At 70.6% G+C, this 14,130-nt stretch carries 10 protein-coding genes; 5 read left to right on the forward strand and 5 right to left on the reverse strand.

Features of this window, described 5'->3' with window-relative positions:
• Nucleotides 1–222: 222 nt before the first annotated feature.
• The 3 genes from P2Q00_RS36170 to P2Q00_RS36180 form a co-directional block, all read right to left on the reverse strand.
• Nucleotides 223–1,860, reverse strand: coding sequence for a polyamine aminopropyltransferase (locus tag P2Q00_RS36170; protein WP_275778220.1), 1,638 nt, complete (start codon nt 1,858–1,860; stop codon nt 223–225).
• Nucleotides 1,861–1,959: 99 nt separating this feature from the next.
• Nucleotides 1,960–2,496 (reverse strand): DUF2617 family protein, encoded by a 537-nt coding sequence (locus P2Q00_RS36175; protein ID WP_275778222.1) that lies wholly within the window; start codon nt 2,494–2,496, stop codon nt 1,960–1,962.
• Between the two features lie 413 nt (nt 2,497–2,909).
• The gene (locus P2Q00_RS36180) at nt 2,910–3,200 is read right to left on the reverse strand and encodes a hypothetical protein (protein ID WP_275778223.1); all 291 of its coding nucleotides are present in this window, start codon (nt 3,198–3,200) and stop codon (nt 2,910–2,912) included.
• A gap of 171 nt (nt 3,201–3,371) precedes the next feature.
• Here P2Q00_RS36180 and P2Q00_RS36185 point away from each other — a divergent pair, with 171 nt between their 5' ends.
• The 5 genes from P2Q00_RS36185 (at nt 3,372) to P2Q00_RS36205 (ending at nt 10,838) form a co-directional block, all read left to right on the forward strand.
• Entirely contained in the window at nt 3,372–4,565 is a 1,194-nt protein-coding gene (locus P2Q00_RS36185) for a pyridoxal phosphate-dependent aminotransferase (protein ID WP_275778224.1), read from the forward strand.
• A gap of 61 nt (nt 4,566–4,626) precedes the next feature.
• Nucleotides 4,627–8,043 carry a serine protease gene (locus P2Q00_RS36190; RefSeq protein ID WP_275778226.1) on the forward strand — a complete coding sequence of 1,139 codons (3,417 nt, stop codon included), beginning with the start codon at nt 4,627–4,629 and terminating at the stop codon, nt 8,041–8,043.
• A 58-nt stretch (nt 8,044–8,101) separates the two neighbouring features.
• On the forward strand, nt 8,102–8,437 hold the full coding sequence (locus tag P2Q00_RS36195) for a trypco2 family protein (protein ID WP_275778227.1): 336 nt from the start codon (nt 8,102–8,104) through the stop codon (nt 8,435–8,437).
• A 142-nt stretch (nt 8,438–8,579) separates the two neighbouring features.
• The gene (locus tag P2Q00_RS36200) at nt 8,580–9,500 is read left to right on the forward strand and encodes a polysaccharide deacetylase family protein (protein WP_275778228.1); all 921 of its coding nucleotides are present in this window, start codon (nt 8,580–8,582) and stop codon (nt 9,498–9,500) included.
• Between the two features lie 138 nt (nt 9,501–9,638).
• A complete protein-coding gene (locus tag P2Q00_RS36205; protein ID WP_425579555.1) occupies nt 9,639–10,838 on the forward strand; it encodes a putative hexosyltransferase in 1,200 nt (399 codons plus the stop codon).
• A 30-nt stretch (nt 10,839–10,868) separates the two neighbouring features.
• On the opposite strand, the gene P2Q00_RS36210 is transcribed toward P2Q00_RS36205, so the two are convergent.
• Together P2Q00_RS36210 and clpB are read right to left on the reverse strand one after the other, a co-directional pair.
• The gene (locus tag P2Q00_RS36210) at nt 10,869–11,402 is read right to left on the reverse strand and encodes a YbjN domain-containing protein (RefSeq protein ID WP_275778229.1); all 534 of its coding nucleotides are present in this window, start codon (nt 11,400–11,402) and stop codon (nt 10,869–10,871) included.
• Nucleotides 11,403–11,477: 75 nt separating this feature from the next.
• A complete protein-coding gene (gene clpB, locus P2Q00_RS36215) occupies nt 11,478–14,087 on the reverse strand; it encodes an ATP-dependent chaperone ClpB (RefSeq protein ID WP_275778230.1) in 2,610 nt (869 codons plus the stop codon).
• Nucleotides 14,088–14,130 lie beyond the last annotated feature (43 nt).

Below are 14,130 nucleotides of genomic sequence, written 5' to 3' on the forward strand. Positions count from 1 at the left end.
GCAGCGTAACGCCGGTGCACGGACGGGGGCGTCAACCTCCGGCGGTACCACGGAAGTTGCAGGAACCGGCCGGCTACCGCAGGGGTTGGGCCGCGGATCCATCCGCTGCGGGATTCGGGGCGGGGCGGGACGCCCGTAGATTCTCGGTGCTGAGGGGGAGCGCGTACGGCGGTTCGTCCCGATCTCGGGGGACGGGACGGGCCGCCGTCCGTACGGTCCGCTTCAGTAGCGGGGGTGGACCAGCGTCGATGCCGGCAGGCCCGTGATGCGTACGGCCGCCGCGGCCCTGCCGTCCGCCGTCAGGGCCCGCTGGGTGAGGGTGCGCAGGCGCGGCTCGTGCGGGTCCAGGCGGAGGCGGGGGCCGGTGTCCGCGCAGGCCAGGACATAACCCCAGTCGCGCGGTGCGCGGGACGCGTCGGCCGTACGGTCGGGGCCCGCGACGAAGCCGGTGTCCCGGCCGCCCACCCGGTAGGGGGCGGTGTGCAGACCGGCGGCGCGCAGGGTCGCGACGACCGTCCAGAACACCCGCTGCCGGGTGGCGAACGGTCCGGCGTGCACCACCAGGCGGCCACCGGGCGCCAGGACGCGGCGGGCGAGGCCGTAGAACTCCTGGGAGTACAGCTTCGTGCTGGCCGTGATGCCCGGGTCGGGGAGGTCCGAGATCACCACGTCGTACGTCGAGGTGGGCGCCGTGCGCAGCCAGCGGAAGGCGTCGGCCGTCGTCACGCGTACGCGTGGGTCGTCGTAGGCATGGCCGTTGAGCTTCGACAGGCCCGGGTCGCGGCGAGCCAACCTGACCACTCCCGCGTCGAGTTCGACGACGTCCACGCGCCGCACGCCCGCGTGCCGCAGCACTTCGCGGGCGGCCAGGCCGTCACCGCCGCCGAGGATCAGCACGCGCGCGTGCGGGCCGTTCATCGCGGGGTGGACCAAGGCTTCGTGGTAGCGGTGTTCGTCGCGGCCGCCGACCCGGAGGCGGCCGTCGAGGAAGAGGTCCAGGGGGCGGCCGTCGGTGCCGCCGGTGAGGACCACCTCCTGGGTGCCCGTCTGCAGCGCCACGCGCACGTCGTGGCCGTACACCGCGTGCCGGGCCGCCTGCTCGAAGTCGTCGACCAGGTAGGCCGCCACGGCGAGCACGCCGAGCACGGCGAGGTTGGCGATCAGCAGCAGCCAGCGCGCGCGGCGGGTGAGGTCGCGGCGGAACAGGCCGAGGACGAGGGTGCCGCCCGCGACCGCGTTGACCGCGCCGGTCATCAGCGCACCGGTCAACTGGCCCAGCAGGGGCAGCAGCAGGAACGGGAAGGCGAGGCCGCCGACGAGTGCGCCGACGTAGTCCGCGGCGAACAGGTCGGCCACCGCGCCGCCCGCGTCCTGCCGCCGGATGCGCTGGATCAGCTCCATCAGCAAGGGGACTTCGGCGCCGATCAGCAGGCCGATGGTGAGGGAGAAGGCGACCAGCAGCCAGCGCGGGCCGCTCGCCCACAGCCCGCCCCAGTCACCGGTCCACGCGAACACGGCGTACAGGGCCATCGCGCTGCAGCCGCCGACGAGCGCGAGCGTCGCCTCGATCGCGCCGAAGCCGGCCGCGGCCCGCCAGCGCAGGCGCTTCGCGGCGAGCGAGCCGATGCCCATGGCGAACACCATGACCGACAGGACGACCGAGGCCTGGGTGACCGAGTCGCCGATCAAGTACGAGGCCAGGGCGACGAGTTCGAGCTCGTACACAAGGCCGCAGGCCGCGCAGACGAAGACGCATGCGAGCACGAGGAACCGTCCGGTGCTGGGCTGCACGGGCAGCCGCGCCGGGCCCGCCCAGGGGGGCGGGGAGCCGGGCGGTGCCGGCGCGTGCGGTTCGATCACGACTGCGACGTTACGTCACTGCAACTTCACGCTTCGTCACCCACACGTGTGGAACTGTCGGTCAGTTCGTCGCCGTGTGTTTGAGGTCGCGTGTTCGGGTCAGGCGCCCAGCGGACTGACCTGCGGCGTCGGAACCCGGGCTCCCACCCGCGTCCGCGTGGCCACCAACTGCCCGTCCTGCGGGTACGCATGCCAGGTCCGCCAGTGGACCTGGCCCTCGTGGTGCTGGGCCAGCAGCGCGGTGAACGCGTGCGGGCTGCCGGGGAAGACGCCCGCCAGACCGTGGGGATGGTCGGAGACCAGCGCGAGCAACTCCTGCGCGCGCCCCGCGAACGACCCCGGTGAGAGGACCTCCACCCGGGCCGCGAACTCGTACTCCCAGTCGCCCATCCGTTTGGCGACGCCCAGCGGCAGCGGTGTGCTGCTGCCCGGCATGCACGCCACCGTCTCCGAACAACTGCCCCGCCCCTCCTCCAGGAGCACCTGGTGGGATGCGCCGAGGAGTCTCAACTGCAGCTTGGCCCCGGCCAGTTCGAGGTCGAGCGTGGCCAGGGCGGGAAGCGGCTCACGCCCGAGGGCCCAGGCGAGGTCGGCCGCGCGCGTGTCGGTGTATGAGGTGTTCAGGGTCGTGAGCATGGGTCGGCTCTCCGCTGGCACGCAAAGAAAGACGGAAGGAGGAAGGTGTGGGGGCTACCGGCACACCCGGGCGACGCCGGGAGATCGGCCCGGTCGGCCCGGCCTGAGGTCAGGTAGTTCAAGGAGGTCAGGGAGGTCAGGAAGATCTCAGCAGGACGTCCGAGGGGCCGCATCGGTGTTTTAGAGGGAATCATGAACAGTGGCGCCGTCACAGCGTTTTTACCCAACTTCGTGGGGTTTCCATCCCTCAGAGGGCTCCACTGCTCAACTGTTCAACCACGGCGTACGCCACGGCGGCCAGGGCGTACGCCGGAGCGCGCGAGCACCCGCCGGGGGCATGGCCTCCGGCGGGTGCTCGACGGGTGTGACAGGCGGATATGCGGTTCCCCCTCGTGGAGCTCGGCTGCCCCGTGTCAGCTGCCTCCACCGCATCCACCGCCACCACCGCAGGACGACCCACCACCGCAGGACGACCCGCCTCCGCAGGAGGAGTGACCGCCTCCGCAGGAGTGGTGCCCTCCGGAGTGGTGCCCGCCCGACGAGCCGCCGTCTCCCCCGCCGGCCCACCAGCTGCTGCTCCCGCCACTGCGGTCGCCGCTGTGGCTCCCCCCGCCGAAGGACTTCGACCCGCCCCTGCCCGCTGCCTTCACGACGATCGCCACGAACGCGATCACGACCGCCACCACGATGAAGCCGATGACCATGACGCCACCGTCCTTTCGTTCTTCCCCCGAAGCAGCCCCCCGTGGGTGCCTCGCGTCTTGCACGAACTCTTGAACTCTTGCGTGAAGCCTTGAACTCTTGCGTGAACTGCGAATGCCCGGCCGTCTCACCGGCCAAAGCAGAGTTGAGGAACTCCAGAGCTTCGGCGCAGGATGACCGGCATGACCTCCAGCACCCGCCCCCTCCTCAACCGCCGCCTCGCCGAGTTCGGGACGACGATCTTCGCCGAGATGTCCGCCCTGGCCGTGCAGACCGGCTCGATCAACCTGGGCCAGGGCTTCCCCGACACGGACGGCCCCGAGGAGGTCCGCGAGGCCGCCGTACGGGCGCTGCGCGACGGGCGCGGCAACCAGTACCCGCCGGGCCCCGGCATCCCCGAGCTGCGCACCGCGATCGCCGCGCACCAGGAACGCCGCTACGCCTTGTCGTACGACCCGGACACGGAAGTCCTCGTCACCGCCGGCGCCACGGAGGCCATCGCGGCCACGCTCCTCGCGCTGCTGGAGCCCGGCGACGAGGTGATCGCCTTCGAGCCGTACTACGACTCCTACGCGGCCTGCATCGCGATGGCGGGCGGCACGCGCGTGCCGGTCACCCTGCGCCCGCATGAGGGTTCGTTCCGCCTGGACCTCGACGAGCTGCGCGCGGCCGTCACGGACCGCACCCGCCTCCTCCTCATCAACACCCCCCACAACCCCACCGGCACGGTCCTCACCCGCGAGGAACTCACCGCGATCGCCGAGCTGGCGGTGGAGCGCGACCTGCTGGTCGTCACGGACGAGGTCTACGAGCACCTGGTCTTCGACGAGGCCGAGCACCTCCCCCTCGCCACCTTCCCGGGCATGCGCGAGCGGACGGTCACCATCGGCTCCGCGGGCAAGACCTTCTCCTTCACCGGCTGGAAGGTGGGCTGGGTGACGGCACAGCCCGCGCTGGTCTCGGCGGTCCGCTCGGCGAAGCAGTTCCTGACGTATGTGTCGTCGGGCCCGTTCCAGTACGCCGTCGCCGAGGCCCTGTCCCTCCCCGACACGTACTTCACCGCCTTCCGCGAGGACATGCTCGCCAAGCGGGACCTGCTGGCGGCGGGCCTGGCGGACGCCGGCTTCGAGGTCTTCAAGCCCGCCGGCACCTACTTCATCACCACCGACATCCGCCCCCTCGGCGAGACCGACGGCTTCGCCTTCTGCCGCGCCCTGCCGGAACGGGCCGGCGTCGTCGCCATCCCGAACGCGGTGTTCTACGACCACCGGGAGGCGGGGGCACCGTTCGTGCGTTTTGCGTTCTGCAAGCGGACGGATGTGCTGGAGGCGGCGGCGGAGCGGTTGGCGAAGCTGCGTACGCAGTGAGCAGCTCTGCCGGTTGATGAACCTGCTGACGAGGCCGGGCGGCATCCCCTACGGTCGGACCGTGGCTCCGGAACGCAGTCGTATCGCCGCCGTACTCGGCGCCCCTCAAGGCAGTGGCTATCTCCTGACACCCCGTCTGGTTCTCACCGCCGGGCACGTGGTGAAGAACCGCGCCGGGGTCAAGGTGGCGGCGCTCGGCGGTGTCGGCGAGGTCGAGTGCCGTGTCGTGTGGGCGCGCCACGACCGCGAGTGCGATGCCGCGCTCCTGCTCGCCAAGAAGCAGGACCTGCTCCCTCCCGAGGAGGCCGAACGGCTGGGGCCGGTGAGCTGGGGCGTGCCCTCGGGGCTCGAACCCATGGAGTCCTGCCAGGCCATCGGCTTCCCGCAGGTGCAGCGCGACGACGAGGGCGGACTCGACACGGAGCAGATCGTCGGCACGTTCAAGCCCGGCTCGCGCATGGTCCGGGCTCGATACGTACTCGACACCCCGCACACCCCGCCGATCACACAGGCGGGCGGCGGGTCCCCGTGGGCGGGCATGTCCGGAGCAGCGCTGTTCGCCGAGGGAATGATCATCGGCGTGGTGGTGGCGGAGTCGTTCGACTGGCAGCACGGTCGCATCGAAGCCGTCAGAAGCCGTGTGCTGTTCGCCGACCCGGAGTTCGTCCGGACGCTGGTGAAGTACACCGGGTACCAGCCGACCAGGTACGAGCTCTCCGGCCCCCAGCACAATCCGCACGCGGATTTCGAGCGCCGGTACGCCGCCTTCGTGGCCGAGTTCTACAGCGAACTGAAGATCTTCGGGCTGGACTTCAGCCGCCGGGAACACGCCGAGTGGCCGCTGGACACGGCGTATCTGAGCCTGGAGCTGGCGCCGCACCAGAGCCGCGAACACGGGCCGGACGGTCTGGGAGGTCCGTCGGCTCTGCCGCTGCGCGAACCGGGCGTCGGTGAACGGCAGCGCGTCGAGGCGGCGTTCGCCCGTCAGACCCGCATCCTGTTGCGCGGCCACGCCGGTTCCGGCAAGACGACCCTGGTGCAGTGGCTCGCCGTGACCGCCGCTCGGCAGGATTTCCCGCCCGAGCTGGGACACCTCCAGGGCTGCCTTCCCTTCGTCCTGCCGCTGCGCACCCTCGCCCGGCGGGACTCCCTGCCCGGCCCGGAGGACTTCCTCGCGGCGGTCGGCAACCCCCTGCACGCGGCACAGCCCGACGGATGGGCCGACCAGGTGCTGCAGTCCGGGCGCGGGCTGTTGCTCATCGACGGTGTGGACGAGGTCCAGGAGAGCGACCGAGAGCGGACCTTCGACTGGCTCAAGAAGCTGATCACCGTCTACCGCGACTGTGTCTTCCTGGTCACGACCCGGCCCTCGGCCGTGGCGGACGGCTGGCTGAGCACCGAAGTGTTCACGGAGCTCAACCTGCTGCCGATGAACCGGCAGGACGTCGGAGCGTTCCTGCATCGCTGGCACCAGGCAGCCGCCGAAACCATCCAGCGCGCCGCCGAACGTGAACAACTCAAGGAGTACGAGCGGGAACTGGCGGACATCCTCCCGCGCAAGGAAGACCTGTCCCGGCTCGCCACCAACCCGCTGATGTGCGCGATGATCTGCGCGCTGAACCGGGACCGCAACTCGTATCTGCCGCAGAACCGGCTGGAGTTGTACGACGCCGCGCTCAGCATGCTGCTCGTCCGCCGGGACGCACAGCGGCAGGTCGCCGCCCATCTGAAGATCAACGAGAGCGCCCAGCTGTGGCTGCTGCAGCAGCTCGCCTACTGGATGATCCGCAATGGCCACGCAGAGGCCGACCACGCCCATGCGCTGCGCGTCGTCGCGGACGCTTTGCGCTCGATGCCCCAGGTCGCCGCGCCCGAGCAGGCCGGCGAAGTCCTCGACCAGCTGCTGTTACGCAGTGGTGTGCTGCGCGCGCCCTCGACCGACACCGTGGAGTTCGTCCACCGCACCTTCCAGGACTATCTGGGGGCCAAGGCCGCCGTGGAGGGACAGGACCTCAACCTGGTGGCCGCGCACGCCCACGAGCCCCAGTGGGAGGACGTGGTGCGGATGGCGGTCGGCCATGCCCGCGCGGACGAGCGTGCGGTGCTGCTGCGCCGGCTGCTCGAACTGGGCGACGCTGCCGCTTCCCCGCAACGCGAGCGCCTGCACCTGCTGACCGCAGCCTGCCTGGAGCATGCGACGGCCCTCGCCCCGGAGGTCCGTGCCGAGGTCGAGCGGCGCGCGGCGGTCCTGGTTCCGCCGGGCGACCTGGCGGACGCCGAGTTGCTGGCCCAGGCCGGGGCCGTGGTCCTGGGCCTGCTCCCGCCGCCCGACGGGCTCGCTCCGGAGCAGGCCCGGGCAGTAGTACGTACCGCCCGGCTGCTGGGCGGCGAGCACGCCTTCCAGGTGCTGTCCACGTTCCGGGGGCATGCGGATCGGAGGGTCCGGCAGGAGCTTGCCGACGCCTGGGACAGCTTCGACGCCCTTGCCTACGCGGAGGGAATCCTCGCCCACACAGAGTTGACCGGCGTAAGCCTCACCGTGAGAAGCACGGAGCAGCTCGCCGCGCTGCCCTTGCTCGACAGGGTCCCCATCCTCGGGTGCGTGGGCGACTTCCCGGCTGAGGCCCTGTCGACCGTGCTCCGGCACGCCCGCCCGGACAACGTCGCCCTGGTATCCAACGACGCCCTCTCAGACCTGGAGTTCCTGGCGGCAGACCTGCCGAACCTGTCCAGACTGCAACTGTCCGACTGCGGCGGCATTGTGGACTACTGGGCGCTCACCCGCCTGCGCCTGGACACCATCACCCTCGGCAACGCACCCAGTGGCCCCGACCTGTCGCCGCTACAGAACATGGAGACACTCCGCAGCGCAATCTTCCTCTGGGGCCGGTCCGGGGCGGTGCGACGGCTCTCGCTGCGGGACATCCCCTTCCCTGCGGGCATCCAGAAGATCGCGTTTCACGGCAATCTGCTGGTCCATGACCTTGACGAACTCGCGCGTTGGCCGCACCTCACCTCGCTCGCCCTGGCCGATAGCCCGGTGCCGGCCGAAGAGCTGGCCGCGCTCAGGCGACTCCCCTCCCTGGAGCATGTGGACCTCACCTTGGAGGACCTCTCCACTTCGGCCCTCGCCGGGGTGCCACCTCTGGCCAGCGTCACGAGCGTGCAAATGACCATCCTCAGGCCAGTAGACCCGTACGACATAGCTGTCCTACGCCGGATGTTCCCCTCTCTGCGGACGCTTCGCCTGTACCTCGAGATCAACCACACCGGCCGGAGACCGGCAACCGTCGACCTCTCCACGCTGGCCGGGGTCCCTGACGTCTCGGTCGTTTTGTTCCCGCCGCCCTTCGGCGAGCTGAAGGTCACCGGAGACGAGCACCTGCCGCCGGGCTCGGTCAGGCAGGTGGTGCAACCCCTATCGGCCGACGCGCCGCCTCCACCCTCTCCGTGGTGGCGGCGCCTCAGCAGCCGCTGAAGCGCCGCCTGCACCGTGTCCTACGTCATCCGTTCAGCCAACTTCAGGGGATACCGCAATGCCGGATTTCCAGGACATCGAACTCGCCGCCGCCGTGCGAGCGATCAGGGATCAGCTCATGGCGGCGGCCACCGCCGGGGCCGCGGAGTCCGTGCGTTTCGAAGTGGGGCCGATCGAAATGGAATTCGCCGTGGAGCTCCGCCGGGAAGCCGGGGCGAAGGGCGGCGTCAAGGCATGGCTGGTCACCGCCGATACCGAGGCGAGAGCCGCCCGGACCCGTACCCACCGGATCGCCTTCACCCTCACCCCGAAGGACGCCGCCACCGGAGCCGGCGTCGAGATCGGAAACAGCACCCCCGGGGACGCCGACGGCTTCGGCGCCGTCGGCGAGTAGTGCCTCGTCAGGTCCCGGACGCGAAGCGGAGGAAATCCGCGAGTATCCGGAATTCGTAACAGGCGGATCCTTCGCTCCTTTTTCCCCGTCCTGCCGTGTGCAAGTGCAACGCAACCGAACGAGTCACGGTCAGGGAGAAGTCATGCGGCGCGGAGCGATACGGGGCGGGGCGTGGTTCGCCATCACGGCGGCCGCCGCCGCAGTGGTGGGGGCCTCGGTGCTGGGGACCCAGTGGGGTGCGGATGCGGGCGGTACGGCGGCCGACAGGCCGGGCGGCCCGGTGGTGCGGACGACGACCGGCTCGCCCACGTCTGCGCCGCCCTCCTCTTCGTCGCCCTCCTCTACGTCACCCAGCTCCTCGTCGCCCACCTCTGCGCCGCCCTCCTCCCCGTCCAGCGCCCCCCAGCAACCCGTCCCCGGCCAGACCTCCGTCCCCGACCCCGCACTCCCCGCCCCCGTGGTCAACATGGACATGGCCCACGCCTCGGACAGGGGAGCGCGAGCCCTCAACGTCACCATCGACGACGGCCCCGATCCCGTGTGGACGCCGCGGGTGCTGAAGGTGCTCAGGGACAACGGGGTCAAGGCGGTCTTCTGCATGATCGGGACGAGCGCGGCCCAGCACCCAGAGCTGGTGCGGCAGGTCGTCGCGGAGGGGCACCGGCTGTGCGACCACAGCGTGCACCACGACACCGCGATGGATCACAAGGCAACGGCCTACCAGCACGCCGAGATCGTCGACGCGCAGCGGATGATCGAGCAGGCGTCCGGCGGTGTGAAGCCGATGTACTACCGCGTGCCGGGCGGCGCCTTCACCCCGTACAGCCGGCAGATCGCCGCGTCGCTGGGGATGCGCCCGCTCGGCTGGAACATCGACACCGACGACTACAAGCTGCCCGGCGTACAGGCGATCATCAACACTGTTGAGCGCGAGCTGCCCAACGGCTCCACGGTTCTCTTCCACGACGGCGGCGGCGACCGTTCGCAGACCGTCGCCGCACTCACCGACCTGCTGCCCCGGCTGAAGGCGCAGGGGTACGCATTCGGCTTCCCCCTGCGCTGAGTGCGCTGAGTGGGCTGAAAATGGGCTGAGTGGGCTTCCTGCCCTCATGTCACGCAGGCACGCCAGAGGCAGCCGATCCGCACCCACTCGGGCGTCTTGAGCTCGCAGAACATTCCGGTTTGCCCGCAATGTGCCTGTGTGACCCATGCCAGTACCCTCGCTCGTCCCGCCGTCGCAGAGCCCGCCGCCGAGGGCCGGATCCATGCGTCCAGGGCCAGGGCCATGGCCATCGCCGTGGCCCTGTTCCTCACCGCCCGGCTGCTCGGTGTCGCCGTGCTGGCCCTGGCCGCCCGGGCGACCACCGGGCGGAATCCGCTCGGGCTGCTCGGGCGGTCCTGGGACTCGCTGTGGTACGTGGGGATCGCCGCCCACGGGTACAGCCGCACCCAGCACGCCCGGTCCGGCGCCACCTACAGCGATGTGGCGTTCTTCCCGCTCTACCCGGCGCTGGTGCGAGCCGTGCGCGCCGTGAGCCCGCTGAGCGGAGGTGCGTCCGGGCTGGTGGTGTCCTGGACCGCGGCCGCCGTCGCCGCCTGCGGGATCTACGCGCTCGGCGCCCGGCTGCACGGACGTGCCGTCGGGTTCGCGCTGGTCCTGCTCTGGGCGCTGCTGCCGCACTCCGTCGTGCTGTCCATGGCGTACACCGAGCCCGTGCTGACCGCGCTCGCTGCCTGGTCGCTGTACGCGGTGCTCACCGGGCGCTGGCTGTGGGCGGGTGCCCTGGCCGCGCTGGCGGGGCTGGCCCGGCCCAACGGCTTCGCGGTCGCCGCGGCGGTGCTGGCGGCGGCGGCGTACGAGGTGTGGCGGTGTCTCAAGGAGGGCCGCAGGGTTTCCCACAGGCTGTGGACGGGCGCGGCCCTGGCTCCGCTCGGCTGGACCGCGTACGTCCTCTGGGTCGGCCGCCGCCAGGGCAATCTCCTCGGCGGCTACTTCGAGGTGCAGCGGCGGTGGGGGTCGCGGTTCGACTTCGGGCACGGGGCCCTTCAGTTCATCCACCACCTGCTGCTGCACGGGGGCCGGATCGTCTTTCCGATGGCCATGGTGATCGTGGCGACGGGGATCGTGCTGTACGCCCTGCTGCTCGCCGACCGGGCCCCGCTCCCGCTCCTCGTCTACAGCGGCGTACTGCTGCTGATCGCCCTCGGCGGCTCCGGCTACTTCGAGTCGAAGCCCCGCTTCCTGCTCCCCGCCTTCCCGCTCCTGCTGCCCATCGCCCAGGCCCTCGTCCGCACGGCGAGAGCCCGGCCGTGGCACGCGACCGTGGTGGTCGCGGCCCTGGCCGGGCTCTCGTTCGCATACGGGGCGTATCTGGTCGTACTCGCCCACACACCCCTGTAGCGGGAGGACTGTTCGCCTGTAGCGGGAGGACTACTCCTCGTCGTCCCCGGGCTTCTCGTCCGCCTCGTTGACCTCCTCCTCGAGGCCGAGCTGCTCGATGAGCCACTTGTCGAACTCGATGGCGGCGCGCACCCAGCTGACCGTGGAGGACACGAAGTGCTCCAGGGCGACGCCGGTGCCGATCAGCATCTGCGCCTCGCCGATCAGGCGGACGGTGCCGTCGTCGTGGGTGTGGCTGTAGACCTTGGGCCACAGCGTCCGCCGGTTCCAGTCGTCGATCGACTCCAGCAGCTGCGGCTTCTCGTCGATCTGGTGGGGCCGGTCGTAGAACGTCCGGACCGAGAAGACCTGCTGGTCCCCTTCACCGCGGAACATGAAGTACGTACGGAACTGCTCCCACGGCGCCGCGAGGTCACCCTCGTCGTCGACGACGTATTTGAGCTCCATCTGGTCGAGGAGCTGCTTCACGAGGTCCTGATCCGGGACGACGGGGCCCGCCGGTCCGCCGGGCTGCGGCTCGGGCTGGCCCCCGAAGTTCGGAATCGAGGACGGGTCGATGCTCACCGTGATTTTCCCTTCGTACGGATGCCGTCATCCTCCCTCATCCGGGGAGGGGGGTGGCAACCCCGGCACCCTCCGCTACAGGGTCTTACCGAGCGTCTTACCGGTGGCCGGTCCCACGATCAGCCCGTCGCCGAAGGCGTCCACCCGGACCGTGTCGCCGTCCTTCACCTCCCCGGAGAGGATCTCCTTGGCCAGGCGGTCGCCGATGGCGGTCTGGACGAGGCGGCGCAGGGGGCGGGCGCCGTAGGCCGGGTCCATGCCCTCGTCGGCGAGCCAGGCCAGGGCCTCGTCGGTGATCTCCAGGGTGAGCCGGCGTTCGGCCAGGCGCTTCGCGAGGCGGTCGATCTGGAGGCGGGCGATGTGGCCCAGCTCGTCCTTCGACAGGGCGGAGAAGACGACGAGGTCGTCGAGGCGGTTGAGGAACTCCGGCTTGAAGGACGTCCGGACCACCTCCAAGACCTGCTCCTTCTTCTCCTCCTCCCCGGTCATCGGGTCGACCAGGAACTGGCTGCCCAGGTTGGAGGTCAGCACGAGGATCGTGTTGCGGAAGTCGACCGTACGGCCCTGACCGTCCGTCAGGCGGCCGTCGTCCAGCACCTGGAGGAGGACGTCGAAGACCTCGGGGTGGGCCTTCTCCACCTCGTCCAGCAGGACCACGGAGTACGGGCGCCTGCGCACCGCCTCCGTCAGCTGGCCGCCCTCCTCGTAGCCGACGTAGCCGGGAGGTGCGCCGACCAGGCGGGCGACGCTGTGCTTCTCGCCGTACTCGCTCATGTCGATGCGGACCATCGCCCGCTCGTCGTCGAAGAGGAAGTCGGCGAGGGCTTTCGCCAGTTCGGTCTTGCCTACGCCCGTCGGGCCCAGGAAGAGGAAGGAACCGGTCGGGCGGTCCGGGTCGGCGATACCGGCGCGGGTGCGGCGCACGGCGTCCGACACCGCCTGTACGGCCTCCTGCTGGCCGATCAGGCGACGGCCCAACTCCTCCTCCATGCGCAGGAGTTTCTGCGTCTCGCCCTCCAGCAGGCGGCCGGCCGGGATGCCGGTCCAGGCGGCGACGACGTCCGCGATGTCGTCGGAGCCGACCTCGTCCTTGACCATGGTGTCCTTGGAGACCTCCTCCTCGGCTTCGGAGGCGGCCTCCAAGTCCCTTTCCAGGGTGGGGATCTCGCCGTAGAGGAGCTTGGAGGCGGTGTCGAAGTCGCCGTCGCGCTGGGCCCGTTCGGCCGTGCCGCGGAGTTCGTCGAGCTTCTCCTTCAGCTCGCCGACGCGGTTGAGGGACTGCTTCTCCTTCTCCCAGCGGGCGGTCAGGCCGCGCAGCTCCTCCTCCTTGTCGGCGAGGTCGCGGCGCAGCCGCTCCAGGCGCTCGCGGGAGGCCGGGTCGGTCTCCTTCTCCAGCGCCAGCTCCTCCATCTTCAGCCGGTCCACGACGCGCTGGAGTTCGTCGATCTCGACGGGTGACGAGTCGATCTCCATGCGGAGGCGGGAGGCCGCCTCGTCGACGAGGTCGATGGCCTTGTCGGGGAGGAAGCGGGAGGTGATGTAGCGGTCGGAGAGGGTGGCGGAGGCGACCAGTGCGCTGTCGGCGATCTGGACCTTGTGGTGGGCCTCGTAGCGGCCCTTGAGCCCGCGCAGGATCGCGATCGTGTCCTCGACCGTCGGCTCCGCCACCAGCACCTGCTGGAAGCGGCGCTCCAGGGCGGGGTCCTTCTCGATCCGCTCGCGGTACTCGTCGAGCGTCGTGGCGCCGACCATGCGCAGCTCGCCGCGCGCCAGCATCGGCTTCAGCATGTTGCCGGCGTCCATGGCGGAGTCGCCGCCGGCGCCCGCGCCCACGACGGTGTGCAGCTCGTCGATGAAGGTGATGATCCGGCCGTCGGAGTCCTTGATCTCGGCGAGGACGGTCTTGAGCCGCTCCTCGAACTCGCCGCGGTACTTGGCCCCGGCGACCATGGCCCCCAGATCCAGCGCGACCAGCCGCTTGTCCTTCAGCGACTCCGGTACGTCGCCCTTGACGATCCGCTGGGCGAGCCCCTCGACGACGGCGGTCTTGCCGACGCCGGGCTCGCCGATGAGGACCGGGTTGTTCTTGGTACGGCGCGAGAGCACCTGGACGACGCGGCGGATCTCCTGGTCCCGGCCGATGACCGGGTCGAGCCGGCCCTCGCGCGCCGCGGCCGTGAAGTCCGTGCCGAACTTCTCCAGGGCCTTGTACTGGCCCTCCGGGTCGGGTGTGGTCACCCGGCGTCCTCCCCTCGCCTGCTGGAAGGCCTCCTGCAGCTTCTTCGCACCGGCCCCCTGCCCGGACAGTACGTCACCGGCCGCGCCGCCCTTCGCGGCGATACCGATGAGCAGGTGCTCGGTGGAGAGGTAGTCGTCGCCGAGGTCATGGGCGCGCTCCTGCGCGTCGGCGATGACGGCGAGCAGTTCGCGATTGGGCTGCGGCGGCGCGACGGTGGAGCCGGTCACGCTGGGCAGACCGGCGAGCACCTTCTCGGCTCCCGCGCGCACGGCGGCCTGGTCGGCGTCCACGGCCGCGAGAAGGTCGACGATGTTCTCGTTGTCCTGGCCCTGGAGCAGCGCCAGGAGCAGATGGGCGGGGGTGAGGTCGGGGTGCCCCTCGGTCACCGCACGATTGCTCGCTGCGTTGATCGCGTCCCGGCTCCGGTTGGTCAGCTCGGCGTCCACGTTCCCTCTCTCCTCCTGGCGTCAACTGTCGACCAAGTCCCAC

This window comes from Streptomyces coacervatus, from assembly GCF_029223485.1.
Lineage (GTDB): Bacteria > Actinomycetota > Actinomycetes > Streptomycetales > Streptomycetaceae > Streptomyces > Streptomyces coacervatus.